27 protein-coding genes, 1 tRNA gene and 1 pseudogene are annotated in these 24,417 nt (G+C 62.4%); 22 read left to right on the top strand and 7 right to left on the bottom strand.

The features are described from left to right. Positions 1–65: 65 nt before the first annotated feature. From L6D89_RS18015 to L6D89_RS17975, 9 genes are read left to right on the top strand one after another with little or no spacing between them, the layout of a single operon-like run. Positions 66–638, top strand: a complete 573-nt coding sequence (locus L6D89_RS18015; RefSeq protein WP_236200713.1) for an HK97 gp10 family phage protein — start codon at positions 66–68, stop codon at positions 636–638. Further along, positions 631–1,017, top strand: coding sequence for a DUF3168 domain-containing protein (locus L6D89_RS18010; RefSeq protein WP_236200712.1), 387 nt, complete (start codon positions 631–633; stop codon positions 1,015–1,017). The genes L6D89_RS18015 and L6D89_RS18010 overlap by 8 nt, the downstream gene beginning before the upstream one ends. A 32-nt stretch (positions 1,018–1,049) precedes the next feature. Next, the gene (locus L6D89_RS18005) at positions 1,050–1,553 is read left to right on the top strand and encodes a phage tail protein (protein WP_236200711.1); all 504 of its coding nucleotides are present in this window, start codon (positions 1,050–1,052) and stop codon (positions 1,551–1,553) included. Positions 1,554–1,594: 41 nt separating this feature from the next. Beyond that, positions 1,595–1,939 carry a hypothetical protein gene (locus L6D89_RS18000; protein WP_236200710.1) on the top strand — a complete coding sequence of 115 codons (345 nt, stop codon included), beginning with the start codon at positions 1,595–1,597 and terminating at the stop codon, positions 1,937–1,939. Then, complete coding sequence (locus tag L6D89_RS17995) at positions 1,936–2,163, top strand: hypothetical protein (protein ID WP_121369627.1); 228 nt, start codon at positions 1,936–1,938, stop codon at positions 2,161–2,163. The genes L6D89_RS18000 and L6D89_RS17995 overlap by 4 nt, the downstream gene beginning before the upstream one ends. Positions 2,164–2,202: 39 nt before the next feature. Then, a complete protein-coding gene (locus L6D89_RS17990; protein WP_236200709.1) occupies positions 2,203–5,457 on the top strand; it encodes a phage tail tape measure protein in 3,255 nt (1,084 codons plus the stop codon). Next, positions 5,457–5,795: a phage tail protein gene (locus L6D89_RS17985; RefSeq protein WP_236200708.1), complete on the top strand. Its 339-nt coding sequence runs from the start codon at positions 5,457–5,459 to the stop codon at positions 5,793–5,795. The genes L6D89_RS17990 and L6D89_RS17985 overlap by 1 nt, the downstream gene beginning before the upstream one ends. After that, positions 5,792–6,538, top strand: coding sequence for a phage minor tail protein L (locus tag L6D89_RS17980; protein ID WP_236200707.1), 747 nt, complete (start codon positions 5,792–5,794; stop codon positions 6,536–6,538). The genes L6D89_RS17985 and L6D89_RS17980 overlap by 4 nt, the downstream gene beginning before the upstream one ends. 2 nt (positions 6,539–6,540) lie before the next feature. Further along, positions 6,541–7,344 (top strand): C40 family peptidase, encoded by an 804-nt coding sequence (locus L6D89_RS17975; RefSeq protein ID WP_236200706.1) that lies wholly within the window; start codon positions 6,541–6,543, stop codon positions 7,342–7,344. Here L6D89_RS17975 and L6D89_RS17970 read toward each other — a convergent pair. Next, positions 7,291–7,782: a hypothetical protein gene (locus tag L6D89_RS17970; protein WP_236200705.1), complete on the bottom strand. Its 492-nt coding sequence runs from the start codon at positions 7,780–7,782 to the stop codon at positions 7,291–7,293. The two genes, L6D89_RS17975 and L6D89_RS17970, sit on opposite strands and share 54 nt — an antisense overlap. 87 nt (positions 7,783–7,869) lie before the next feature. Between L6D89_RS17970 and L6D89_RS17965 the strand changes: the two genes are divergently transcribed. The 10 genes from L6D89_RS17965 (at position 7,870) to L6D89_RS17920 (ending at position 16,221) form a co-directional block, all read left to right on the top strand. Further along, positions 7,870–8,277 carry a hypothetical protein gene (locus L6D89_RS17965; protein ID WP_236200704.1) on the top strand — a complete coding sequence of 136 codons (408 nt, stop codon included), beginning with the start codon at positions 7,870–7,872 and terminating at the stop codon, positions 8,275–8,277. A 48-nt stretch (positions 8,278–8,325) separates the two neighbouring features. Next, positions 8,326–8,904 (top strand): tail assembly protein, encoded by a 579-nt coding sequence (locus L6D89_RS17960; protein ID WP_236200703.1) that lies wholly within the window; start codon positions 8,326–8,328, stop codon positions 8,902–8,904. 56 nt (positions 8,905–8,960) lie between these two features. After that, the gene (locus tag L6D89_RS17955; protein WP_236200702.1) at positions 8,961–12,407 is read left to right on the top strand and encodes a TipJ family phage tail tip protein; all 3,447 of its coding nucleotides are present in this window, start codon (positions 8,961–8,963) and stop codon (positions 12,405–12,407) included. Then, positions 12,404–12,697 carry a hypothetical protein gene (locus L6D89_RS17950; RefSeq protein ID WP_236200701.1) on the top strand — a complete coding sequence of 98 codons (294 nt, stop codon included), beginning with the start codon at positions 12,404–12,406 and terminating at the stop codon, positions 12,695–12,697. Before L6D89_RS17955 ends, L6D89_RS17950 begins: the two co-directional genes overlap by 4 nt. Further along, complete coding sequence (locus L6D89_RS17945; RefSeq protein ID WP_236200700.1) at positions 12,694–13,368, top strand: hypothetical protein; 675 nt, start codon at positions 12,694–12,696, stop codon at positions 13,366–13,368. The genes L6D89_RS17950 and L6D89_RS17945 overlap by 4 nt, the downstream gene beginning before the upstream one ends. A gap of 9 nt (positions 13,369–13,377) precedes the next feature. Further along, positions 13,378–14,295, top strand: coding sequence for a hypothetical protein (locus L6D89_RS17940; protein WP_236200699.1), 918 nt, complete (start codon positions 13,378–13,380; stop codon positions 14,293–14,295). Next, on the top strand, positions 14,292–14,720 hold the full coding sequence (locus L6D89_RS17935; protein ID WP_236200698.1) for a tail fiber assembly protein: 429 nt from the start codon (positions 14,292–14,294) through the stop codon (positions 14,718–14,720). Before L6D89_RS17940 ends, L6D89_RS17935 begins: the two co-directional genes overlap by 4 nt. Positions 14,721–14,761: 41 nt before the next feature. Continuing rightward, entirely contained in the window at positions 14,762–15,280 is a 519-nt protein-coding gene (locus tag L6D89_RS17930; protein ID WP_236200697.1) for a glycoside hydrolase family 24 protein, read from the top strand. Beyond that, a complete protein-coding gene (locus L6D89_RS17925) occupies positions 15,277–15,792 on the top strand; it encodes a lysis system i-spanin subunit Rz (protein ID WP_236200696.1) in 516 nt (171 codons plus the stop codon). The genes L6D89_RS17930 and L6D89_RS17925 overlap by 4 nt, the downstream gene beginning before the upstream one ends. 66 nt (positions 15,793–15,858) lie before the next feature. Continuing rightward, positions 15,859–16,221 carry a hypothetical protein gene (locus tag L6D89_RS17920; RefSeq protein WP_236200695.1) on the top strand — a complete coding sequence of 121 codons (363 nt, stop codon included), beginning with the start codon at positions 15,859–15,861 and terminating at the stop codon, positions 16,219–16,221. Position 16,222: 1 nt separating this feature from the next. Here L6D89_RS17920 and L6D89_RS17915 read toward each other — a convergent pair whose 3' ends face one another. After that, complete coding sequence (locus tag L6D89_RS17915; RefSeq protein WP_236200694.1) at positions 16,223–16,942, bottom strand: hypothetical protein; 720 nt, start codon at positions 16,940–16,942, stop codon at positions 16,223–16,225. 111 nt (positions 16,943–17,053) lie between these two features. Between L6D89_RS17915 and L6D89_RS17910 the strand changes: the two genes are divergently transcribed. Then, positions 17,054–17,311: a hypothetical protein gene (locus L6D89_RS17910; RefSeq protein WP_236200693.1), complete on the top strand. Its 258-nt coding sequence runs from the start codon at positions 17,054–17,056 to the stop codon at positions 17,309–17,311. A 46-nt stretch (positions 17,312–17,357) separates the two neighbouring features. Here L6D89_RS17910 and L6D89_RS17905 read toward each other — a convergent pair whose 3' ends face one another. The 5 genes from L6D89_RS17905 to L6D89_RS17885 form a co-directional block, all read right to left on the bottom strand. Then, positions 17,358–17,852, bottom strand: a complete 495-nt coding sequence (locus L6D89_RS17905) for a hypothetical protein (RefSeq protein WP_236200692.1) — start codon at positions 17,850–17,852, stop codon at positions 17,358–17,360. Between the two features lie 12 nt (positions 17,853–17,864). Next, positions 17,865–18,242 carry a hypothetical protein gene (locus L6D89_RS17900; protein WP_236200691.1) on the bottom strand — a complete coding sequence of 126 codons (378 nt, stop codon included), beginning with the start codon at positions 18,240–18,242 and terminating at the stop codon, positions 17,865–17,867. 422 nt (positions 18,243–18,664) lie between these two features. Then, positions 18,665–18,856 carry a hypothetical protein gene (locus L6D89_RS17895; RefSeq protein WP_236200690.1) on the bottom strand — a complete coding sequence of 64 codons (192 nt, stop codon included), beginning with the start codon at positions 18,854–18,856 and terminating at the stop codon, positions 18,665–18,667. A gap of 156 nt (positions 18,857–19,012) precedes the next feature. Continuing rightward, positions 19,013–19,086 (bottom strand) — tRNA-Gly (locus L6D89_RS17890). 151 nt (positions 19,087–19,237) lie between these two features. Continuing rightward, a complete protein-coding gene (locus tag L6D89_RS17885) occupies positions 19,238–20,131 on the bottom strand; it encodes an alpha/beta fold hydrolase (RefSeq protein WP_236200689.1) in 894 nt (297 codons plus the stop codon). 502 nt (positions 20,132–20,633) lie between these two features. Here L6D89_RS17885 and L6D89_RS17880 point away from each other — a divergent pair. Both L6D89_RS17880 and L6D89_RS17875 read left to right on the top strand, forming a co-directional pair. Further along, positions 20,634–21,467, top strand: a complete 834-nt coding sequence (locus tag L6D89_RS17880) for a substrate-binding periplasmic protein (protein WP_236200688.1) — start codon at positions 20,634–20,636, stop codon at positions 21,465–21,467. A 3-nt stretch (positions 21,468–21,470) separates the two neighbouring features. Beyond that, positions 21,471–24,344, top strand: a pseudogene (locus L6D89_RS17875) (HD domain-containing phosphohydrolase). Positions 24,345–24,417: the final 73 nt, after the last annotated feature.

The following is a 24,417-nucleotide window of genomic DNA, read 5'->3' as shown; positions in this document are numbered from 1 at the left end:
CCAAAGACGACGATGCACCCGCCCCGGCGAAGTCTGCAAGGCGGGGCGCCGAAAAGGAGTAACCCATGGCTCGGCGATCGCGCATCAAGGGCGACTTCAAGTTGCGGGGTGTGCTTCGCCGGATCGCCGCCATCGACAAGAGCGACCTGCCCAAGGCGATGGCGGAGGCCGCCGACCTGGTGCTGGCCACGCAGCAAAACCTGATTGCCCGTGACACTGGCGATGGCGCCAACGCGCTGCAGGTGAAGGTCAGCAAGAACGGACTCGACGCCAGGATCGGCATCATCGGCAAGTCCGACAACCGCGAATTCTTCTACCTGAAGTTCATCGAATACGGGACCAAGGGTTACAGCGGGACGCTCTATCGCCGGCAGGACGCTGATGCAATCGGCGGCGGCCACACGGTCAACCGTGATCGCAGCAAGCTCTCCGGCCGCAACCGGCTGGGCCGCCGCGAGACAGAGAACAAGTCGGACGGCACGCACTTCTTCGGTTACTACCCGGACATTCCGGCCCGGCCGGCGCATCCCTGGTTGCGCCCGAGCTGGGAGCTGAACCGCGACGACATCCTGATCATCATCCGTGGCGCCATCAGCAGCACCTTGGCGCGGGCAGCGAAAGGAGCCAGCAGTGGCTGACAACGGATTCCCTCTGCAGCAGGCCGTCTACCAGCGGCTGTCCGCCGAGCTGAGCGTGCCCGTATACGACGCGGTACCGGCCGACACGCCTTACCCCTACGTCACGCTGGATCGCGAGGTGTCGCGCAACACCAGCCCGATCTCGGGCCGCAAGCGAAAACTGCGCCTGCTGTACCTGAGCGTCTGGAGCGACCACCAGGGGCAGGCCGAGGTCAAGCAGATCCTCGGCGAGATCGAGGACGCCCTGGACGAGCGCCCGCTCGCGCTGTCGGTAGGTCGTGCCGTCTCGGTTCGCCTGGTCGACACGGACACCAACCGCGAGCCAGATGGCCGGACCTACATGGGGTCGGCCACGGTGCGCGTCATCACCACTACCTGAGCACCACCAACCCAACGCCAGTGGAGGACACCATGGCAGAAGACAATCTCAACACGGCTGCCGGCTGCCGCGTGGCCCTCGGCAGCAAAACGCCGGCGGACACCGAGGCAGAATATAAGGCGGACACCTACGTCGACATCGGCGAGATCGAGGACATCGGCGAGTTCGGCGACACCTTCAGCAATGTGAACTTCACCTCGCTGGCCGACGGTCGTGTGCGCAAGTACAAGGGCACCGCCGATGCCGGCGATCTGACCCTCACCGTCGGCCTGGACAACGGCGACGCCGGTCAGAACGCGGTCAAGGTGGCGCACAAGGACCGCTCCAAGGGCAACTACAACCTCAAGATCACCCTCAACGACGGCGACCCGTCTGCCAATCCGGTGATTCTGCCGACCACCTACTACTTCGGCGTGAAGGTGATGAACAACACCGTGGCGCCGGGCAGTGCCGACAACGTGGTGCGCCGCAACATGACCTTCGGCATCAACACCGACATCCTGGAAATCGCTCCGACTCCGGTTGCCGGTCCCTGATCGACGGGGCTCTGCCCCGTCTCCTCTGACGAGAAACGACTATGAGTGAAGCCCTGCACGGCACTGTCACGCTGGTGATCGGTGCCCGTACCTACACGCTGCAGCCGACCCTGGAGGCCGCGCTGAAGATCGAATCGCGTTTCGGTGGTCTGCGCCCGGCGATGGAGTCCATGCGCTTGCTGAGCATTGGTGCCTGCGCTGACGTGGTGATCGCTGCCGCCGGACTGAAGCCGGAGGAGCACACCACCCTCGCCACGCAGATTTTCGAGACTGGCGTGGTCAAGGTCTCGGCGCAGCTCACCGACTACATCACCGGCCTGCTGAGCCCGGTGCCGCCGAGTATCGCTGAACGGGGAAAGCCCGAGGCGGCCAGCACAGCGCCGTGAGGAATGGCAGCTACGTGGACTACCTGTTCGGCGTGGCTACCGGCTGGCTGGGCTGGCCGCCTGAAACCGCATGGCGTACCCCCATCCCGCAGATCCTGATGGCGCTGGATGCCCGCCTGGATTGGATGGGGGGCGGCAAGGCTCAGCAGCAGGCCGCGCCGAAACAGAAGGCCAGCGTGGCCGACCGCCTGAAAGCGTTCCTGCGGGGACGACAGGAACCATAGCGCCGCCTTCGGGCGGTTTTTTTTCGCCCGGAGAACACGATGTCCGACCAAGAAGTCCAGGGGATGCTGATCCAGCTGGAGGCTACCACTGCCCAGCTGCGCCGGGAGCTGGCGAGCGCGGACAGCGTAGTCGCCAAGACGACCCAGAGCATCGACCGCAACCTGGCGCAGGTCGATTCTGCGTTTGATCGGACGGCCCAAGGTGCGCAGCAAGCCGGAACGCTGATACGTGGCGCCTTCGCCGCGATCGCAGGCGCCGGCCTGGTGGGCAGCATCATCCACCAGGTGGATGCCTACGGGCAGATTGCCGATCGCCTGAAGATGGTCACCGGCAGTACCGAGCAATACAACGAAGTCCAGCAGCACCTGCTGCGCACTGCGCAGGAGACCTACCGGCCGTTGGCCGAGGCGCAGGAGCTGTACATCCGCACGGCGGACGTGATGCGTTCGCTGGGCTTCGACACCCAGCAAACCCTCGACATCACCGACAGCTTCAGTTTCCTGCTGGTGACCAACGCCGCGTCGGCTGACAAGGCCAGCTCGGCGCTCGGTGCCTACTCGAAAGCTCTGCAGACCGGCAAGGTCGAGGCCGATGGCTGGGTGTCCATTCAGGATGCGATGCCGACCATCGTCAATGCGATCGCCAGCGCGACCGGAAAGAGCGCCGAGGAGATCCGCAAGCTCGGTGTGCAGGGCAAGCTATCCCTGGATGACATCAACACCGGCCTCCTGCGCACGGTCGAGGTAAACCGCAAGGCCGCAGCCGACATGTCGGTGAGCGTGCAGGATGCGCTGGTCAACATCCAGAACGCCCTCGGTGACTTCTTCGGTCGCATGGAGGAGAGCACTGGCGTAGTGGCTGGGTTGGCCAGCGTCATCAGCGTGGTGGGCGACAACATCGGCGCCGTTGCTGCTGTCATGGCGGGGGTGGGTGTCTCGGCGCTGACGGTCTACACGGCCCGCGCTGCGCTTGCGATCAAGACCTCTTTGGCCGATCGCGCCGCGCGCATCGCCCAGGCCGAGGCCGTCATGCAGTCGGCGATCGCTGACCAGCGCAAGGCCGAGACGCTGACTGTATTGGCTGCCAGGGAAGCGGCAGCGGCGCGCGGTACCGCAGTACAGACCGAAATGTCGCTGGCACTCGCCCAGGCGAGGCAGCGCGAGGCAGCGGCTATCGCGACTGTGGCAACTGCTCAGGCTGGCCTGCGCGCTGCCTCTGCCGGTCTGCTGACGGTGCTCGGGGGGCCGATGGGGCTGGCCCTGCTTGCGGGCACGGCGGCGGCATCGTTCCTGCTGCTGCGCGACAACGCCGATCAGGCGGGCGTCAGCCTGGACGACCTGCACAAGCCTGTACAGCAGCTACGGGAGGAGTTCGCCAAGCTCAACCGCGACCAGCGCGAAGCCTCGCTGGTGAAGTGGCAGCAAGAGCAGATCAACGCCACCGACAAGGTCAAGGAAGCCTACGGCACGCTGTCCCAGTCTATCCGCTCGGCGATGGTCACCGCGCCGGCGCGGGACTCCAACGGGCTGTACACCCAGCAGTTGCGCGATTACCAGTCGCTGATCGAGCGGCTGAACCAGGCGCGGGCCTCTGGCCAGGATCTGTCGCCGATCTTGAAGGAAGTGGCCGACCGTATGCAGGTGCCGGCCGGCACCTTGCAACAGTGGATCAGCCAGGCCGGTGCCATCGGCGATGCCGATCACCGCTCGGGCCTGATCGCCGAAACCTTGCGTGTGCTGACCGGCGTCACCCAGGAGAACACGGCTGCCACCAACGCCAACAACGCCGCGAAAACCGGCATGAGCAGCGCCGGTCAGACCTACCTGGAGACGCTGCAGAAGCAACTGGGCGGCCTGCAGGACAACAACGACGCGATCAAGGCGGCGAATCGGTTCATTGCCGACAACACTGACCTGACCGACACCGACCGCCAGGCGATCCTCTCGGCGGCGAGCGCGATCGAGGCGCAGAAGAAGGCCAACCAGGCGGCGACGGCGAGCGGCAAGGCTCGCACGAAGTCGCTGCAGGATGAGGTCAAGGCGCTGGATGCGCTGATCGACAAGGCCCTGCCGGAGAAGAAGCGCCTCGAGGACCTGGCCGAGGGCGTGGAGAAGCTGCGCAAGGCCCAGGCTGCCGGCAAGATCACCAGCGCCGAGATGGAGCTGGGCATCAAGAACCTCAACGAGGCCTATGCCGACGGCTCGATCCAGAAGCGCATTCAGCAGGAGCAGAAGCTGGCTGAGCAACGGCGCAACAGTGCCGAGGCATATCGCAAGGCCATGGAGGTGGTACTGCAGGCGCGCCAGGATGCGATCAACTCTGACGTCGCCGGCATCGGCCTCGGCGACGATGAGCGCGACCAGGCGCAGCGGCTGGACGCCGTGCGGAAGAAGTACGCCGACCTTCGGCGCGAGCTGGAGGCCCAGCAGGAGGACGCCAGCCGGCGCCTCGGCCCGGCGGCCTACGAGCAGCGGCTGGCGGATCTCGCCGACTTCCAGGCGCGCGAGCTGCAAATGGAGGTCGACGGCTACGGCGCGCGGCTGGAAGCACAGCGGGACTACCGCAACGGCGCCCGCCGGGCGTGGCAGAACATCCAGGCGGACGCGGCTGACGTCGCATCGGCCACCGATGACATGCTCACCACCGGCTTCAACACCGCGAGCAACGCCCTAGCCGACTTCGCCACCACGGGCAAATTCAAGTTCCGCGACTTCGCCAGCAGCGTGATCAACGACATGGCGCGGATTGCCAGCCAGCAGGCGGCAACGGGACTGCTCAGCGGTGTGATCGGCGCAGGGATATCCGCCTACAGCGGCTGGGCCGGTGGCTCGGCCTCCGCTGGTGCTTCGGCTTCCGGTTACACCGGCAATGCCTACGCGAACTGGGCAGCGGCCCAGGCCGACGGCGGTGCCTGGGCTAATGGCGTGCAGTTCTTCGCCAACGGCGCGGCCTTCACCAACTCCATTGTCAGCCGGCCGACTGCCTTTGGAATGGCGGGTGGGCGCACTGGAGTCATGGGCGAGGCCGGGCCGGAGGCGATCCTGCCGCTTGCCCGCGGCGCCGATGGCTCGCTTGGCGTTCGCTCGGTGGGCGGAGGTGGTGGTACCGCGCTGCAGGTCAACGCGCCGGTAGCGGTCAACGTGGAAGACCGCAGTTCGGAAGGCATGGAGCTGGACCAGGAGGCGCTGCAGAAGAACATGCAAATGCAGATGCAACTGGCCGCTGAGCGCGCCGTCGCTGATTCGTGGCGCCCTGGTGGCGTCAGCTACCGCAACGCGGCCGGGAGGGGCTGATGGCTATCGAAACGTTCACTTGGGTGTCCGACGATGAGGCGGATGTCGACGGCACTCTGCGCACGCGCACGTCGCAGTTCGGCGACGGGTATGCGCAGGTGTCGGGCGACGGGCTCAACGGCGAGAGCCAGAGCTGGTCGCTGACCTTCGGTGGCCTACCAGATGAAGTGGGGCCGATTCTCGACTTCATCCGTCGGCACAAGGGCTATCGGTCGTTCCTGTGGACTCCGCCCGGCGGCGAGCTGGGTATGTACAAGTGCCAGGCCTGGCGCAAGCAACGTCGGCCAGGCGCGATCGAGGTCCTTTCGCTCACCTTTGACCAGGCCTTCCACCCATGAGCCTCATTCTGCAGCTCCAGAAGCTGGAGCCCGGCTCCGAGATCATGCTGTTCGAACTGGACGGCAGCGAGTTCGGCGCCGACGTGCTGCGTTTCCATGGCCACGCCATTCCGCACACTCCGCAGGAACTGGCAGCAGCCGGCGCCAATGCGGACCAACTGCCGGCCAAGTCGATCTGGTGGCAGGGCCAGGAGTACGCCGCCTGGCCGGTGCAGATCAGCGGGATCGAGGCCAACGGTGATGGCACGGCTGTCCGACCGAAGTTCTCGGCTGGCAACGTCAGCGGGCGCCTGACGGCTCTCTGCCTCGCCTTCGATGACTTGGCCAACTTCCAGCTGACCATCCGCGAGACGCTGGCCGAGTTCCTGGACGCGGAGAACTTCCCGGCCGGCAACCCGGACGCTGACCCCACTCAGGAGTCGATCAGCATCTGGTACTTCGACCAGAAGACTGGCGAGGACAACCAGGTTGTCGAGTGGGAGCTGGCCAGCCCTGGCGATGTCGGCAACGAAGCCGTCGGCCGGCAGATGACCACGCTCTGCCACTGGTGCATGACCGGCGGCTATCGCGGTCCTGACTGCGGCTACACCGGCCCCTATTTCGACATCGACGACAACCCGACTGACGACCCGGCGAAGGACCAGTGTGCCGGCCTATATCGATCCTGTAATGCGCGTTGGGGGCAGGGCAACCAGTTGCCATTCGGCGGCTTCCCGGCCGTGTCTTTGATCGCCCGGAGTTGACCATGCGTAAGCAGATCCTGAGCGCCATCCAGGCGCACGCGATGGATGAGTACCCGCGCGAGGCCTGCGGGCTGCTCGTCGGCGCCGGCAAGGCGCAGCAATACATCCGCTGCCGGAACACGGCCAGCCAGCCGCAGGAAGAGTTCCGGATGCACCCGGAGGATTATGCGGCGGCGGAAGACCTGGACGAGGTGGTGGCCATCGTGCACAGCCACCCGGACGCGACCAGTCGACCGTCGCCGCACGATCTCGCCATGTGCGAGGCTTCGGGCCTGCCTTGGCACATCCTCAGCTGGCCGGAAGGCGACCTGCGGACGATTGCGCCGGCGGGCAACATTCCGCTGCTGGGCCGCCCCTTCGTCCATGGCGCCTGGGATTGCTGGCAGGTCTGCGCCGATTGGTACCAGCGCGAGTGGGGGCTGGAATTCGAGCGCTTCGAGCGCCAGGACGGCTGGTGGGAACTGGCCGACGGGCCGAGCCTCTATGAGCAGTACTTCGAAGCGGCAGGCTTCGAACCGGTCAGCACGCCCCAGCGGGGCGACATGATCGTCTTCGAGGTCGGCCGCACGTTCCACCCGAACCATGCCGGTATCTACTTGGGCGCCGACGCAACTCTGCCCGGCGAGGACAGCAAGGTTTTCGGCGCTGGGCCGTTCCTCCTACATCACCTTTACGGCAAGCCCAGCGAGGTCATCGTCTACGGTGGAAACTGGGCTGAGCGGGCGCGGCTGGTGCTGCGCCATCGCTCCGTCTTACTGACCGAGAGAGACCAAAACCTGTCGGATGAGGGAAATCGCGCCAGGTAGGTTTTCCATTCCTAAGTCCACAAGCTTGGTAGTGAGTTGCTTCAATGCCTCGCTAGGTAGTTCTTTCACAGTTTTCAGAAGGGTGACTTTCTCACCCTCTGGCATTTCCGCCTCCTGAATATGCCTCTCGATCAGCTGAGTTATCGAGTCTTGATGAATCTTGATCGTGACGACTCCGAGCACAGCGCCGAGGCCTCCGTCGTCTGCCAGAAAATCTAAGCCTCGCGCGGTAATGCCAGCTAATGCAGGTGTTGGATATTTAGGACCGATCTCGCGTGTTCTGTTCACACGTATTAGGCCGTGCTCCGCGAGGTAGTAGAGATTCTGTGAGCCTGTTTTTGCGTCAAGCCCCAATTCTTCCGAGGGATCAGAGACATCACTGGGATAGGCTTCGGCAAGCATCGTGAGAATCTTTAACTGGATTTCTCGGTTCAACATGGCGTCCCTCACAGTATTCGGTGGATAGCGACAAACTATGGCACACATCTGTCGTGCTACCCTCCGGCCACCTGAAAGGAGGGAACCATGAAGAGACTGATCGGAGCGTATGCGTTGTTGGCGATAGCGGGCTGTGCAACAACCCCTTTGCCGGCAGAGCGCGCCGACCCGGTGCCGGCGAAGCGCTTGCATGCTTTCCAGCAGCAGACTGCAGATTCAGCCGTGCTAGTGGTGACGCGAGATAAGGGATTCACAGGGTCAGCCTGCAATACGCTGTTGACGGTAGACGGGCAGTTGGCGGCCGAAATTGCCTCGGGTGAGTCCGCACGATTCTACATCCCTGCTGGTGACGTCATTCTCGGCGTGAATAGCACCTCGATGTGCGGCGGTGGTCTGAAGGAGCGCGAGGTGAAGCTGGTCGCTGGGAAACCGAAGCGATATCGAATATCGATCGATACGTCCTTCAGTATGGACCTGTCGCCGACTGCCATGTAGCTAAGTCCGAAGCCGCCGCCAGGCGGCTTTTTTTTGCCAGGAGAAACTATGTCAAATCTTCAAGTGGCAACTGCGATCAAGCTTTCTGGGCCGCTCGCCAGGGAGTTTGGCAGAGATCACTCCCGCTATCTCGACACTGGCTCCGTTCAAGAGGCCTTCAGCGCGCTTCGCAACACGCTGCCAGGTTTCAAGGAAGCGATCACAAGGCTTCAAGGGCTGGGCATGAGGTTCGCGATTTTCCGCAACCGAAAGAACGTGGGGATGGACAGCTTCGATGCAAATGGCACTCGTGAGGTACGAATTGTTCCCGTGATTGCAGGGAGCAAGCGAGCCGGCCTGCTCCAGACGATCATTGGTGCGGTGATGGTTGTTGTCGGGGCATATTCGTCTCAGCCCTGGCTGGTCCAAGCTGGTTCGGCTCTGGCTCTCGGTGGTGTCGTCCAGTTGCTCAGCCCCCAAGCCAAGGGCCTGAGTCAGTCGGCTGCCCCTGAGAACCTGCCCAGCTACGCCTTCGGCAGCGCGAAGAACACCACCGCCAGCGGCAACCCCGTGCCGTACTGCTGCGGGAAGCGCCGCTGGGGCGGGGCGATCATCAGCGCCTCGATCTACGCCGAAGACAAGACCTGACCCGACCATCCAAGAACAGCCGCCGCGAGGCGGTTTTTTTATGCCTGGAGAAACGCATGGGCGCCGACGTTCAGCAGCACCTCACCGGCCGCAAGGGCGGCAGCAGCAAGCCCAAGCAACCCTCGATCGCCCGCGACAGCCTGCAGTCGGTGGCCACCGCGAAGCTACTGCTGGCGGTGGGGGAGGGCGAGTTCGCCGAGGGGCCGAGCGACCAGGACATCTACCTGGACAACACCCCGCTGATGGACGCCAGCGGCAACGTCAACTTCCCCAACGTGAAGTGGGAGTGGCGCAACGGCAGTGTCGATCAAGCCTACATCCCCGGCATCCCCTCGGTGGAGAATGAGACCACGGTGAACGTGGAGATCCGCAGCGACACCCCGTGGGTGCGCTCGGTGACCAACACCCAGCTTTCCGCTGTGCGCCTGCGCTTCGCCTGGCCAGCCCTGCAGAAGCAGGAGACCAGCGGGGACGTGAAGGGCTACCGGATCGAGTATGCGGTCGACGTGAGCACCGACGGCGGCGCCTATCAGCAGGTGCTGCTGGATGCTGTCGACGGCAAGACCACCAGCCGCTACGAACGCAGCCAGCGCATCGACCTGCCGGCGGCGACCAGCGGCTGGCAGGTGCGGGTTCGCCGGATCACCCCGAACCAGAACAGCAGCCTGATCGCCGACACCATGCTGATCGCCGGCCTGACCGAGGTGATCGACGCGAAGCTGCGCTACCCGAACACCGCGCTGCTCTACATCGAGTTCAGCGCCGAGCAGTTCAGCAACATTCCGGCCGTGACCGTCGAGTGCAAGGCCCGCAAGGTCCAGGTGCCGACCACCTACGACCCGGAACTGCGCACCTATACCGGCGTCTGGGATGGCAGCTTCAAGAGCGCATGGACCAACAACCCGGCATGGATCACCTACGACATCAGCACCAACGCCCGCTTCGGCCTGGGCAAGCGGATCAAGCCCTGGATGGTCGACAAGTGGGAGCTCTACAAGATCGCCCAGTACTGCGACCAGCTGGTGCCGGATGGCAAGGGCGGCCAGGAGCCACGCTTCCTGTGCGACCTGAACCTGCAGTCGCGCTCCCAGGCGTGGACCCTGCTGCGTGATATCGCCGCGATCTACCGTGGGATGAGCTACTGGGCGCAGGGGCAATTGGTGTCGCAGGCCGACATGCCGCGCACCGCCGACTTCGACTACGTCTTCACCCGGGCGAACGTGATCGACGGGAAGATGACCTACGGCAGCGCTTCGGCGCGCACCCGGTACAGCCGCGCCCTGGTCAGCTACGACAACCCGGCGAACAACTACGACACGGACGTCACTGGCTACTCCGACGCTCCGCTGCTGCGCCGTTACGGCGATAACCCGGTGGAGGTGAGCGCCATCGGCTGCACCCGCGAAAGCGAGGCGCAGCGCCGCGGGAAGTGGATTGTACTGACCAGCGTGCAGGACCGGACCATCACCTTTGCCACCGGCATGGAAGGCCGCATTCCGCTGCCGGGCTACATCATCCCGGTGGCCGACTCTCTGCTGGCCGGCCGCGAGATCGGCGGCCGGATCTCCACCGCTGCCGGGCGAGTGGTGACGCTCGATCGTGTCACCCAGGCCAAGGCCGGTGATCGTCTGATCATCAACCTGCCGAGTGGGCGCGCCGAGGGCCGCACCGTGCAGTCGGTCAACGGCAAGGCCGTCACCGTCACCACGGCCTACTCGGAGACGCCGGAGCCCGAACTGTGCTGGGCCCTCGACGCCGATGACCTGGCCGTCCAGCTCTACCGGGTGATGAGCACCAAGCGCGATGACAATGGGCAATGGACCATCAACGGCTTGCAGTACGAGCCGAGCAAGTTCGACTACATCGACACCGGCGCGCGCCTGGAAGAGCGTCCGATCAGCGTCATCCCGGTTACCACCGTGCAGCCGCCGGCGAGCGTCACGCTGTCGTCGCGCTGGGCGATCGATCAGGGCCTGGCCGTCAGCACCATGTCGATCAGTTGGCCGGCAGTGGAGGGGGCGGTGGCCTACGACGTCGAGTGGAAGAAGGACAGTGGCAACTGGATTCGCCTGCCACGCCAGGGCACCACCAGCGTCGACGTAACCGGCATCTACGCCGGCGCTTACCTGGCGCGCGTGCGTGCGGTGAGCGCCTTCGAGATCACCTCGATCTGGCGCACCTCAATCCTCACCAACCTGGTTGGCAAGGATGGCCTGCCGCCGGTGCTGGCGTTCCTGCGCACGACTTCAGGGCCGTGGAAAATCCAACTCGATTGGGGGTTCCCGGCCGGGGCAGAAGACACCGCGCTCACCGAGCTGCAGCAATCGACCACGCCAGGTGGCAGCGAGCAGACGGCGACCGCGCTGGGCTTGTTTGCCTACCCGACGGACACGCACACGGTCATGCCCATGCCGGCCGGCGCGCGCCTGGCCTTCCGCGGGCGCTTGATCGACCGCACCGGCAACGTGGGCGCCTGGTCGGAATGGGTGGATGGCATCACCTCGACGAGCGCCACCGAGTACAACGAGCTGATCACGAAGGAATACGTGGAGTCGGCGCTGGGTCAGGAGTTCTTCGACAACATCGAGGAGATCCAGACCAATGTCGACGAGCTGATGGAGCAGTACTTCGACCCCGCTGTCGCTTACTCGAAGGGGCAGATCGTCCGGCAGGATGGTCGCCTGTATCAGGCGCTGCAGAACGTGCCGGCCGGCAACCCGCCTCCGAACCCGGTTTACTGGGGCGACGTCGGCGAAATAGTCGAGACGGCCAATGGGCTGGCCATCCAGGTGCAGGAGAACACTGCCGATATTCAGGAGCTGGACGGCAAGGTCACCGCCAGCGCTAGCCAGATGAGTGTGCTGGTCGCTGCCTATCGCGACGACAGCGGCGAGGGTGACTTGCAGGATGCGCTGCGCGGGGCAGAGTCCACCGCGCAAATCGTCCAAGAAAGCCAGGTGCGCGCCACCGAGAATCAGGCCATGGCTCGGTCGGTTGAACAGGTGTCGGCGGCGACGTCGAAGAACGCCGGGACGATCCAGCAGGTGTCCCAGGTGGTGGCGGACGTAAACGCGGGTGTACAGGCGATGTGGAGCGTCAAGCTCAACGTCTCGCAGGGCGGCCAGCAATACGCCGCGGGCTTCCAGCTCGGGTTCGACGGCGGTACCACCACGACCACGCTGGCCTTCCAGGCTGACCGGTTCCTGTTCTTCAACAGCTCCAGTGGCCAGACGGTGGCGCCGGTCTCGATCGTCGGCGGCCAAATGTTCATCAACAACGCCATGATCCAGGACGCGAGCATCACCAACGCCAAGATTGGGGATGTCATCCAATCCAACGCCCTCGGCAGCAACGGCCAGCCGTTGTGGCAGTTGAACAAAGCGGGTTCCTTCCTGCTGAACAGCGCGGGCGGAGGCGGGCGGATGCAGATGACGGCCGAGGCAATGAAGGTGTTTGACGGCAATGGCGTGCGACGCGTGCAGCTTGGGAATCTCGACGTATGAGTTACGGCCTGCAGGTGTTCGACGGCGGGGGCGGGCTGATCTTCGACAGCAACTCGCTGACGTGCCGCATGGTGTACCGGGTGGCGTTTCAGACATCCACCAATCAGCAGACGATCGTGATCCCTGGATTCGATCCGGCGAAGGGGGTGGTCTGGCTGGACACTACCTGGTCTGGCAGCACCACGACCTTCGCGCAGCGCTTCACGGTGTCGGGAAACACCGTGACGATCCTTGGAAGCTTCTTCAACACCAACCAGACCGACTACTTGAATGCGGTGATGTTCTCATGAGCTATGGCGCACTCTTCATCGGCAACTCTGGCCAGGTGCAGATCGACGACAACTACCCCTGCTACCTGGAAGTGGCTTCAGGTAGCTATGACGGTTCGAGTGGGACGGTGACGGTCAACTATCCGGAGGCGATCAACAGCCCGAACCCGCCGGCGATCTTCATCCGCCCGGATGGCGCCCACATTCTGCGGTACATGCGAAACCTTGGGGGGCCTGGCAACTGGACCGGGTGGACGGCCCTTGTCTACACGGACAGCGGGTTTACCGGAATTGTCCGCTCGGGTCAGTACAAGGTCGCGGCGCTCTATCTGCCTCGCACTGGCGGGTATGGGCTGCAGGTCTTCGATTCAAGCAACCGGCTGCTGTTCGATAGCAACCGTCGAGTACTCACGATCCTTGCGGGTGCTCAGACGTGGTCGAAGGTTGGCTACAACGGCAACTACCAGGGCAACTGGACGACTGATACCTGGGGCAATGGCTACGTGGCGGGCTCCTATGTCATGGCCAGCCACTTCATGGCCAGTTTCGTCGCTCCGCCGAACAGTGCCGAGGTGGGCATCGGCTTCCTGAATGGCACCACCAAATCTCAGATCAACGCCTTCGCGATGCGGGTCGGCCGCGGTCTGGCTGAGATCACGAACTTCAACTGGCCCTTGGTCATGGTGAATTAAGGAGGGGGTATGCCCTGGTATTCCACTGGCACCGTAGCGGTGACCAACAACAGCCCGACCGTGACCGGCTCGGGCACCGCCTTTTCGGCGAACGCTCGCGTAGGGGATGCCTTCAGGGGGCCTGACGGCCTGTGGTACGAGGTCACCAACGTTGCCAGCGCTACGGTCTTCTCAATCAAGCCCAACTATCAGGGGGCGAACAACGCCGCCGGCAGCTATGCCATCGCGCCTATGCAGGGCTATGTGAAGGATTCCGCGGATGCGCTGCGGGGCTTCGTCAATCAATACGGAACCACGCTCGCCGGCATCAAGCCTTGGGCTACTGCAGCTACTCCGGACGCGGCGAAGGCTGCTTTGGAAATGAGCCTCGCCAAAGAAGTGACCAGCGGCAGCGCGCTGGCCGCGTATGACAATGGCATTTACCAGTTCGCAGGGGCGTGCACCGAGCTGCCGGTAGCGGGCGTTGGTTTCCTCTGTACCTACATGAGGCGATACAACGGCACGGTGTCTGAATACGTCGTTGAGGGCATGACCAACGCGAACCCTTCGCGGCGTTTCAGTAATCGGTATGTCAGTGGGATCGGTTGGTTGGGGTGGAAGGAAACGCTTTTCGCTGATGCATTCGTGGGGCCGTGGATCGCCCCGACACTGCTGAATGGCTGGCAGTCGTTTTCTGCCTCCCTCACTGTTCAGTACCGAACGGTGCTGGGGGCGATCGAGTTGCGCGGTTGGCTCAAGTCAGGAACGACCGGCCCGAACAGCGCCGCCTTCGTTCTCCCGGCCGGCGCCTACCAACGCGATCTGATTCTGCCGGCGAACGCCGCTGACGCCTTCGCCAGCCTCCGCATCAGTTCGCCCGGCTACGTCATCCCCTACACGGGCAGCAGTGCCTATTTCTCGTTGGACGGCATAAGGATTCCGCAGTGATCAAGCTCAATGAACTGGACGAAGCGGGGTACTGGGTCGGCGATATCTTCCTGGTGGGCGAGGACGATGGTCCCGGCGTGAGCAACTGGACGGCGGATCTTGCCCCTGACGGATTGTTCAAGGGGCGATACACCGGAGGACGGGCGTTGAGTGGGGAGTGGGCTGGTGGCGAGTGGGTCGAGGAGGGTGCGCCGGCACTCCCTATCGAGGAGTCGCAACGGCATGCCCAGAGCATCCTCCGGGAGAGCGCGGATTACCGCATCGCTCCCCTGCAGGATGCGGTCGACCTGGAGGAGGCGACAGCGGAAGAGGCTGCGCTGCTTACCCAGTGGAAGCGTTATCGAATGGCACTGAACCGCGTCGACAGTCAGCCCGGATGGCCGGAGATCGTCGAATGGCCATCACCCCCAACGCAAGAGCACTGACAGCCCGCTAACCGCGGGCTTTTTTTTGCCTGGAGAATACTATGCCTCGAATTACTGCGGCCGCTGCTGGCGGCCAAAACGTGCTTGCCTGCCTGGACATGATCGCCTGGGCCGAGGGCACCAGCACCAGCCCGGCCACTCTCTGCGACGGTTACGACGTGATCGTGACCGGCTACGGCGGCCTGCCCGAGATCTTCAACGACTTCACGGATCATCCGTTCGCCGGCGGGCGTCCGTCGAAGCGGATCGACAAGGCGAACACTATCAAGTCGAACGCCAGCGGCCGCTATCAGCAGATGCTCAAGGACTGGCCGCACTACAAGGCGCTCCTGCAGCTGCCCGACTTCGGACCGCTGAGCCAGGATCTGCTCGCAATCCGCCACATCAAGGAATGCCGCGCCCTCGATGACGTCAAGGCGGGGCGGATCGTGGCGGCGCTGGAGAAGATCCGCCGGATTTGGGCGAGCCTTCCGGGTGCCAACTACCCCGGCCAACCCATGCGTGGGCTTGATGACTGCGTGCGGATCTACCGGCTCGCCGGTGGGGTGGTGTCCAAGTGACCCGCGCCCGCCTGGTTGCGGCCTTGGTGATGGCGGTGGCGATCTTTGCCGCCGGTTTCGGCTCGGCCTGGGCTTGGATATCCGCTCAGGCTGAAGCGGACCTGGCCGCGCAATCGCTGGCCCATGAAAAGGAGCGAGGCGAGATCAGCCAGGCGGTTGCCGCCGAGCTGCAGCGCCGCGCGAAGGACCGTCAGGAGCTGCAGGCGCAGTACGACGGCATTGACCAACAGCGCTACGGGGAGTTGCGCCATGCTCAAGAAGTCAACGATCAGCTTGCTCGGGATCTCGCTGCTGCTCAGCGCCGGATGTACGCCCCTATCACGGGCAGTGGTTGCGCCGGCAGTGCCGTGCGAGCCGGACCCAGCGGCGCCGGCGTGGATGATGCAGCCGGTTACGCCGAACTTCGACCAGAGGCTGCGGCGGATCTTGCCCGTCTCGCCGCCGACGCCAACGCCTGCGCCGTTGCCCTGACAGGGCTGCAGGAGCGAGAGCGGGCTAGATTGGATCGTTGATCTGCGGCATTGCGCGGGGACTTTTGGCTGTGATAGTTAATTGCCACCACTCATGGAGGATTTGTGATGTCGCTAACTTTTTTCACCAGCAAGCCGCAGCAATTGCTCAATGCATTCAATGAAAAAATTGAGCAAGAAGAGCCGGCGGGAAAGATCACAACATGGGAGCGAAGCGACGATAAGGCCTACTACACCCATAAAGCGAAGGACTGGACGAAGAAGGCTTGGTTCAAGCCTTCAGTGCAGGAAGGGAAGCTTGTCTTTAACATCATCAAGCCACAGAACATGAACGTTACTGCTCTCGTCTACGCCTATTATCACGGACATTTGACCGAGACGTTCCTAAATCACTTTGATAAAAGCTTCACCTCAGCCCAGTCATCGGCATTGCCCACGACTGGTGATTTGGTGAGCAACCCCAAGAAGTAATCTAAGATGGAGCGCCTTTAAAGCGCTCCATTGCTTTCGCTGATCTAGGGACAATCCCTAATCCGGCGCAGACGTCACAGTCCTCTCTATCTGCAAATCGATCGCCGCATTTTGAGCAGCGACTGAAGTGCCCTATCTCAATCCGCAACGCCCATGCTTTTGCCTGGGTTGTATCTCCTTCCTCCTGCGCCACCTGGTGCGCGTCCAGCGCAAGCCTGAACGAATCGGCATCAGCGATAGCGCGCACTGCCTTCCCCGCGACAATCCTGCCTGTCTCAACCAGCAGCGCCTGCTGGCCATCGCTTCGTGTCCACGTCAGCCCGCAGATGTCGCCCATCCATGCCGCCGGTGATCCGCTGAACATCGCGAGTTGGCCGTGTTCGTCATAGGTGACGCGTCCGAGGATCCCGCGCGGCTCGGGCGGCACGCTCATGAAGGTGCCCGACAGGATCTCGCCCAGTAACTCGCCAGTCCCTTCGGCCACGACGTCATAGATTCCGGAGCGCTGGAAGGCTTGGTGCGCCAGATCCTCCAGCACGGTCAGGCGTCCGGCTTCGGCTATCTCGCACATCTCCACAAACTCCCCTTGATCGATCATCCGCAGCTCCAGCGCCTTCCTCGCCAGCCCTTCCAGCTCGGCGCGGTGGTAGTCCGGCGTAAGCTTCCATTGCCGTCGGTCGTCTATGAGGCGGCGCCATTGTGCGAGTGGTGAGTCAGTCATACGGCCAATAATACTGTTTGTATATACAGTGTTTGTTTTGCGTGACCAACGGTAGGGGGTGCCTGCAGAAGGGGCGTAGAATGCGCGCCTTCGATTTGAGGAGGTCACCCGATGAGCGCTTGGAATCTGGCCCTACGTCCTGCCGATGAGCGGCAGGCGATGGAGGATGAGAAGGCGAGGCTGTTCGAGTTCTGGCAGCTGAACCTAGACCGCGCGAAAGGGGAGGCCGGTAAGCTGTTCGCCGAGCGTTCGAAGCGGAAAGGGAAGTGGAGCGATTGGGCGCAGGGCGAGATTTCGGAGATCAGCCCGCCGGAGCTGAAAGATCTGGTGCGGCGGGAACTGGCTCGTCTGGAGCGCACGAGCGCATAGCCTGATGGTGTAGGCGCCTTGCTCACCGAGTTAGACGCCTATCCATTTAGCCTTTTTGCAGTTGTCCTAACGTGAAGCCGGAGATCGACGCAATCGTTCCGCGCCAAAGTAAGCCTTCATTGTTTGGAATTACTCCACCTGGGGAAAAGTGCTTCGCATCTTTTAAGTGAATATACTGAGGTGGGGCCTCGCCAATTGGCTCATCTGCTTCAGGTTCTGCCTTTGGAGGCGGGGTTCCTAGACTGGCATAATAGTTTCTGATGCCGTCTGTGGTTTCATCTGCGTCGAATCCCCTGCAGAAGTTATCTGCAAAGATTCGAAAGTATTCTTCTGCGCTTATGAGCGTGCCTGACAGAATGCCGCTTACCGTGAAAAGAGTAAGGTTCATTCTGGCTTCTGGGAAGCGGTTTACACCGCTCACCAGTTCCTGCAGAAACCAATCAGTTGTCCTGCCGTTCCAGCGGAAACTGGTAAAGACAGGATCAGCGATATCTTGCCGTGCAGTTTCGTACCAATTTGAGGAGGCTTCGGGTTCTTCCATCGATAACTCCTTTTAACCGGATATGGCGGGTGATGACGGAGGAAGGCTTTGACCAGGCTTTGAAGCTTTGAATTTTTCATAAACTTCGAAGTCAAACTTTGTAGCCGAGATTATTGCCTCTTGACGCAGTATTAATGTTACATCAGCTCCGGCTTCTTTATATTGAGTGGTAAAGGTTACCGTGAGGTTATCCTTCTCTCTATATCCACTCATGATAGGCTTAATAGCGATCTCCTGATCAGCGCCTTGAGTCTCGTTTGGTTCGCCCATCGTGGCGATCACACCAACGTAAACCTTCCTATCGTCCATATGAAGCATAACCACATCTAGACTGATGGCGGATTTAAAGAGAAAGTCGTCCAGTGGACTGTCTTTGAAAATGTCGGCCATTGCGGCTAGTTTTATTTTTGTTGGGGTGTCTAGCTTAAGTCTGATTCGATAGAAGAATAGTCTGGTCAAGTATCCCCATATGTGGGGCACTGGATATAGCGAGAAAATCGTAGCCCATATGGCAATGGAGTACGTCGAAGATTTATCCTGCTCGACTAGACCAATGCTTACAAGGTGCTTGGCTGTCCAAGAAAATAAATTGATATTCTCCAGGTCAAAGCAGCCAATTTTGTAGTGGGTAAGGAGTTGATACAGCGATGCGCAGGCGGAGAAGGAAATTATAAAGCTATAGAGTCCTAGCCTTGCACATTGTATGTATAAGTACTGCCCTTCATGGCGATGAAGCTTGAAGAAAAAAGATGGATGGTGGTGACAAACTAAAAAGCCGCTGACAAGCAGCGGCAGTATAAGTATTAGGCCCATTATCGTTTGACGATCTTGGCGGCGCGCTCCAGCGCAGATTTGAACTTCGCCGATTCGAAGATCGACTCGGGCTCAATCACAATGGTGCCTCGACCTACCACAGCTAGATCGTCCGTGCTGGGAAGCTGCGAAAGGAGTTGCGAGAGTTCCCGCTCTTCTTTTGTCTTCGCTTTGAGGAGCTGAAGAAACATAGTGACCTCCTTGGCCCGTGAAGCCTGCTTGGCTATGGGGTGATCATAGCTCTTTAGGCGGCTTCGGCGGGTGAAAGTTTGATGCCAGAATTTACCTAACTGTCACCAAAACTGTCACTGAAAATGGACACCTAACCCTAGATGTCCCATTGATTCTGGAGCGGGCGAAGGGAATCGAACCCTCGTCATGAGCTTGGGAAGCTCAGGTAATGCCATTATACGACGCCCGCTTGGGGGTGCCTTTTTACCAGAAGGGCGGGGCTTAGTGAAGCCTTGGCAGGCGAGCTGTGCGGTCGACGGCGCTTGTGTTGCGGATTCGACGCAATGAAAAGCCGGGGCGGAAGGTCTGGGGCCGGCCCCCGGCTGTGTGCGCTGGTTGCATCAGCCCACCATGGCGGCGATGGGCACGCCCTGGCTGCTGGGCAGGTAGGGGTTGGCCAGGACCGGCTGGCGCTGCGGTTGGAGGAAGGTCAGGAGGGCGTCCTGGGTTTCCTGCCAGGCCTTCTTGTGTTCCACGTCGATGAAGTGGCCGGCGTTGCGGATGGTGCGGAATTCGCAATCGCGGATCAGCTGCTGGAACAGCTTCGCTTCGGCCGGGGTGGTGTAGATGTCCAGCTCGCCGTTGAGGAACAGTAGCGGGATGTCGATGGCGGCGAACTTCTCCATGTAGCTCTCGGCGCTGAGCTTGAGTACCTGGCAGACGTGGAAGTGCATCTGCCGGTACTCGTGCTCGTCGAGCCCGCTGACGTGGCGGAAGTTGTAGCGCTTGAACAATTGCGGCAGGTAGCGGCCGATGGTGTCGTTGACCAGGTTGCCGATGTTTGTGCGGTCGCACGCCGAGAGGTAGTCCAGGCCGCGGTGCAGGTAGTCGAGCATCGAGGCGTTGAGCAGCGGTGAGAAGGAGTTGATCACCGCCTTCTGGATTCGCGCCGGGCGTTCGGCCAGGGCGAGCAGGGTGGCGACTCCGCCCCAGGAGAACGACATCACCACGTCGGCCTGGTAGTGCTCGATCAGGCCGAGCAGCAGCTGTGCCTCGTATTCCTTGGTGATGAGCTCGCGGCAGTCGTTGTGGACCCTGGACCGGCCCGCGTACGGCTGGTCGTAGCAGACCACGTTGAAGTGCGGTTGCAGGTATTTCACTGTTTGCGCGAAGGAGGCGGTGGTTGCCAGCGAGCCGTTGACCAGGATGATGGTCTGCCGCGCTTCCCTGTTGGCGTGAAACTCCGTGTGTACCCGGTGTTGCTGAATCTCGACGACGGCGGTTTCCGGCCTCATGTCGTATTCCTCCAGACGCAGGTCATGGTGCGCATCCACCAGCGGATGCGAAGAAAGTACCCAGGCAGAGGAAAGCGTCTTGACGTGACAGCTTCATGTCACTCGACGAAAGTTAATAATCTCTTGATTTTCAATTGCTTACGACATCAAAAGACGACGGTCCGAAGCCCGTTGGGGCGCGGAGACTGGCTTCTGATCAGGCGGGGGAAGGTGCGGCATGGGGAACGGCTGCCGCGAAAATCATTGTTGGTTGCGCTGCGTGACTCGGCGGTCACGCTTGAGCCAGAGTTAAGCAGGCTGGTACGGCAGCCGCAACAGCCAGCGAGCGCTTGAGTCACATCGTTTGGCCGAATTCCGACGAAATGACATTTGTCTTGGCGATTGTCCGGCGCTTTGGTGAAGCCGGATTACACTCATGTGATAGCTGTAACTTCCCTTTGCCGAAGACGAGCGATTTCGCCGTGCTCCCCCCTGAGGCCGATACCGCGTGCGGAGCGGTTCAATGGCACTTCATCCACGGTTACGCATATCGCTGGTCCTGGCCCCGGCCGCATGGCTGTGTGCGGAAGCCATGGGCGAGGATCGCTATGGCTGTGAGCAACCGATCAGCGTCGCCTACACCCGCAACGTGGTGTTCTTCCATGACGACGTGGGTATCGATCCGGACCTGATCGCCGAATTGGGCAAGCGTACTGGCTGCCGGTTCGAGACGTCCGTCCGGCCGCGTGACGAAGTCTGGCGCCGGCTCGAGAGTGGCGAGTTGCAGATGGGGACCAGTGGCGTCGCTACGCCGCAACGCCGCGCCTACACCTATCTGCTGCCCTACCTCTACATGCGCAACAAGCTCATCGTGCGCAATGACCTGGGTGACATGAACGGCCTGGACGCCTTCCATGACATGCCCGGCGCACGCCTGGGGGTGATTGCCGGCTACCGCCATGGCGCCTATATCGACGGCATGCTGCGCATTCTCAAGGCCGAGGGGCGGGTGGTGGAATACCAAGACGATACGACCCGTTTCAGTGCCTTGCTCAACGGCGACGTGGAGGGGGTGATCGGCCACGAGATGAATCTCGAGGGTGCGGTGAGCGATCGTCGTCAACGCGAACGCTTTCGTGTGGTAGATGTGATGCCCGGCCCGGCGACGCCCCACAACCTGATGCTCTCGCGCAAGCGCTTCACCCCGGCGCAAAGCGCCGAGTGGATGCGCCTGATGGAAGTGTTATGGCTGGACGGAAGCCTGGCCCGGATCATGCGTAACAACGCCCCGCCGCCAGTGGCGGAAGGATTGCTCGACAGCGGCTATCGCTACAGCTCCACGGACAGAGGCTGGTAAAGGATGAAGGCATTCGAACGGGGTATTCCGCTGCAATTGCTGGTGGCCGGGGCCATTATCGCCAGCATGCTGGTGCTGGCGGGGGCATTGCTGATCCAGGGGTACCGTGGCGTGGAGGGCGCGCTGGTGACGGCGGCCGGGGAGTCGGCCAGCCAGTTGGGCGCGACGATCAACGAGCGCATCCGCCGGCTGATCGACCCGGCGGAAAGCGCGCTGTGACTGTTGACCCACGATCCCATCTCGCAGACCGACAACCTGCCGGCGCGCCTCGATCGCCTGCCGATGCTGGTGGAAAACCTGCGTGCCAATCGCACCCTGAGTGCGGTGTACATCGGCTATCCGAACGGTGAGTTCCTGCTGATTCGTGCGCTGCGCGTGCCCGAGGTGCGCCAGACCCTGCAGGCGCCGGACGCGGCCAAATACCTGGTGCAGAGCCAGACGCTCAACGGCCAGGGCGGGCTGCTCGGCGAGTGGCGCTTCTACGACAGCGAACTGCGCCTGTTGCGTGTGCAGGAGCGCCCGGACTATCAGTACGACCCGCGCCAACGCCCCTGGTATGCAGAGGCGCGCGGCACCAGCAAGACGGTGCTGACCCAGCCCTACGTGTTTTTCACCACGCGCGAGATCGGCCTGACCCTGGCACATCGCAGTGTGGATGGTGCCGCGGTGATCGGCATGGACGCCTCGGTCAACGATCTGGGCGGCGAAATGGGTGATCTTCGCCAGACCGCCAACACCGAACTGGCGGTGGTGGACGGCAAGGGCACGGTGATCGCCTATCCGGACCTCGCCAGATTGATGGTGCACGAGGGCAAGGAGCTGCGTCTGGCTACCCTGGCCGAGTTGAAGGTGCCCGCATTGAGCGAGCTCAACGCTGAATCGGTACCCTCCGGCACGCCGCAGGCCTACCGGGTGAATGGCGAGAACTGGTACGGGATCTGGGTGCCGCTATCGAACTTCACCAGCAACGAAGTGAAGGTGCTGATCGCCATTCCCGCCGTGGAGCTACTGGCCGGCGCACGCCAGCTGCTGTTCAACCAGGCGCTGTGGAGCGGCACGCTGCTGCTTGTCCTGTTGCTGATCGGCTGGTACATCGGCCGGCGCATTGCCCGCCCGTTGACTGCACTGGCTGATCAGGTCGGCGCACTGGCGGCCTTCGACTTTGCCCGACCGGTAGGCGTCGAGTCGAAGATCGCCGAGGTTCGCGACCTGAGCAGCGTGATGGGCAGCATGTCGCGCACCATTCACAACTTCCAGGCGATCACCCTGACCCTCAGCCGCGAAACGCGTCTGGAGAGCATGCTCGAAGGCGTGCTCTCGCGCCTGGTGGAAGCCACCGGGGTGATGGGGGGTGCGGTATACCTGCTGGACGACGAGGAATGCCGTCTGCGCCTGGCCTGCTCGGTGAATGGCGAGCAGTACCCGCAATCCATGCTGATCGAAGGTTTCACCGAGGCGGAGCTGGCCGAGCGGGTCGACCTTGCGCTGGCCAATCGCGGGCAGTATCTGGAGGTCTCCCTGCGCAACCGTTCCGACGAGTTGCTCGGCATCCTGGTGTTGCAACTCGCCGAGGAGGGCGAGCTCAGCCGCCAGCCGCGAAAGCCGTTCAAGCGCTTCGTCGAGGAGCTTTCCGGCGCTGCCGCCGTGGCCATCGAGACCCGCCAGCTGATCGAAGCCCAGCAGCGCCTGCTGGATGCCATCATCAAGCTGCTGGCCGACGCCATCGACGCCAAGAGCCCCTACACCGGCGGCCACTGTGAACGGGTGCCACAGCTGGCTGACCTGCTGCTGCAGAAGGTCATCGACTCGCGCGATGGCGAGTACGCCGGCTTCACCATGAGCGATGCCGAGCGCTACGAATTCCAGATCGCCGCCTGGCTGCATGACTGCGGCAAGATCACCAGCCCCGAGTACGTGGTGGACAAGGCGACCAAGCTGGAGACCCTGTACAACCGCCTGCATGAGGTGCGCACGCGCTTCGAGGTGATCTGGCGGGATATCGAACTGGACTACTGGCGTGGTATCGCCGAGGGCAGCGACATTGGCCTGCTCGCCGCCCGGCGCGATGCCCTGCACGAGGCGTTGCGCGAGGACTACGCCTTCGTCGCCCAGGCCAACGTCGGCGGCGAGTTCATGAAGGATGAGGATATAGAGCGCCTCAGGCAGATCGGCGAGCGCCGCTGGTTGCGCTATTTCGACGACCGCCTGGGCATCTCCCACGACGAGGCCGAGCGCCTGCAGGGCCGGCCCGAGCGGCCGCTACCGGCCGAGGAGTTCCTCCTTGCCGACAAACCCGAGCACCGCGTGCCGTGGGGCGAGCGCAAGCCACCGGTGGTGAAGGACGATCCACGCAACGTCTGGGGCTTCGACATGCGCCTGCCGCCCTACGCAAGCAACTATGGCGAGCTGTACAACCTGGGCATCCGCCGCGGCACGCTGAACGACGAGGAGCGCTTCAAGATCAACGAGCACATCGTCCAGACCCTGATGATGCTCACCACGCTGCCTCTGCCGCGCAATCTGCGCCGCGTGCCGACCATCGCCGCCAACCATCACGAGAAGATGGATGGCACCGGCTACCCGCGCAAACTCTGTCGCGAGCAGATGAGCATTCCGGAAAGAGTCATGGCGATCGCCGATATCTTCGAGGCGCTGACCGCCGCCGATCGCCCGTACAAGGCGCCGAAGACGCTGTCCGAGTCGCTGAAGATCCTGGCCTTCATGGCTCGCGACCAGCACATCGACGCCGACCTGTTCCGCCTGTTCATCAGCCAGGGCGTCTACAAGGAATACGGCGAGCGCTTCCTCAACCCCGAGCAGATGGATGCGGTGGATGTGCGGGCGTTGCTGCAGATTCTGGATGGGGTCAAGGCCTAGCTCCACCCCGGAACACCCTGAAACGCAAACCGCCGGCTGATGCCGGCGGTTTGCGTTACATCAGGGGTATCGA

It is taken from the genome of Pseudomonas pseudonitroreducens (genome assembly GCF_021603645.1).
GTDB lineage: Bacteria > Pseudomonadota > Gammaproteobacteria > Pseudomonadales > Pseudomonadaceae > Pseudomonas > Pseudomonas pseudonitroreducens.
Note: the sequence above shows the minus strand (reverse complement) of the source record. Positions and strands in the feature narration are given on the sequence as shown.

Coding starts and splice junctions, on each gene's coding strand:
- L6D89_RS17965 (WP_236200704.1), top strand. CDS start 7,870: ATGAAGAGACTGATCGGAGCGTATGCGTTGTTGGCGATAGCGGGCTGT.
- L6D89_RS18015 (WP_236200713.1), top strand. CDS start 66: ATGGCTCGGCGATCGCGCATCAAGGGCGACTTCAAGTTGCGGGGTGTG.
- L6D89_RS17895 (WP_236200690.1), bottom strand. CDS start 18,856: ATGTTTCTTCAGCTCCTCAAAGCGAAGACAAAAGAAGAGCGGGAACTC.
- L6D89_RS17970 (WP_236200705.1), bottom strand. CDS start 7,782: ATGTTGAACCGAGAAATCCAGTTAAAGATTCTCACGATGCTTGCCGAA.
- L6D89_RS17950 (WP_236200701.1), top strand. CDS start 12,404: ATGAGTTACGGCCTGCAGGTGTTCGACGGCGGGGGCGGGCTGATCTTC.
- L6D89_RS17985 (WP_236200708.1), top strand. CDS start 5,457: ATGGCTATCGAAACGTTCACTTGGGTGTCCGACGATGAGGCGGATGTC.
- L6D89_RS17885 (WP_236200689.1), bottom strand. CDS start 20,131: ATGAGGCCGGAAACCGCCGTCGTCGAGATTCAGCAACACCGGGTACAC.
- L6D89_RS17905 (WP_236200692.1), bottom strand. CDS start 17,852: ATGGAAGAACCCGAAGCCTCCTCAAATTGGTACGAAACTGCACGGCAA.
- L6D89_RS17990 (WP_236200709.1), top strand. CDS start 2,203: ATGTCCGACCAAGAAGTCCAGGGGATGCTGATCCAGCTGGAGGCTACC.
- L6D89_RS17880 (WP_236200688.1), top strand. CDS start 20,634: ATGGCACTTCATCCACGGTTACGCATATCGCTGGTCCTGGCCCCGGCC.
- L6D89_RS17910 (WP_236200693.1), top strand. CDS start 17,054: ATGAGCGCTTGGAATCTGGCCCTACGTCCTGCCGATGAGCGGCAGGCG.
- L6D89_RS17915 (WP_236200694.1), bottom strand. CDS start 16,942: ATGACTGACTCACCACTCGCACAATGGCGCCGCCTCATAGACGACCGA.
- L6D89_RS17955 (WP_236200702.1), top strand. CDS start 8,961: ATGGGCGCCGACGTTCAGCAGCACCTCACCGGCCGCAAGGGCGGCAGC.
- L6D89_RS17900 (WP_236200691.1), bottom strand. CDS start 18,242: ATGGCCGACATTTTCAAAGACAGTCCACTGGACGACTTTCTCTTTAAA.
- L6D89_RS17960 (WP_236200703.1), top strand. CDS start 8,326: ATGTCAAATCTTCAAGTGGCAACTGCGATCAAGCTTTCTGGGCCGCTC.
- L6D89_RS17945 (WP_236200700.1), top strand. CDS start 12,694: ATGAGCTATGGCGCACTCTTCATCGGCAACTCTGGCCAGGTGCAGATC.
- L6D89_RS17980 (WP_236200707.1), top strand. CDS start 5,792: ATGAGCCTCATTCTGCAGCTCCAGAAGCTGGAGCCCGGCTCCGAGATC.
- L6D89_RS17975 (WP_236200706.1), top strand. CDS start 6,541: ATGCGTAAGCAGATCCTGAGCGCCATCCAGGCGCACGCGATGGATGAG.
- L6D89_RS18000 (WP_236200710.1), top strand. CDS start 1,595: ATGAGTGAAGCCCTGCACGGCACTGTCACGCTGGTGATCGGTGCCCGT.
- L6D89_RS17930 (WP_236200697.1), top strand. CDS start 14,762: ATGCCTCGAATTACTGCGGCCGCTGCTGGCGGCCAAAACGTGCTTGCC.
- L6D89_RS18005 (WP_236200711.1), top strand. CDS start 1,050: ATGGCAGAAGACAATCTCAACACGGCTGCCGGCTGCCGCGTGGCCCTC.
- L6D89_RS17920 (WP_236200695.1), top strand. CDS start 15,859: ATGTCGCTAACTTTTTTCACCAGCAAGCCGCAGCAATTGCTCAATGCA.
- L6D89_RS17940 (WP_236200699.1), top strand. CDS start 13,378: ATGCCCTGGTATTCCACTGGCACCGTAGCGGTGACCAACAACAGCCCG.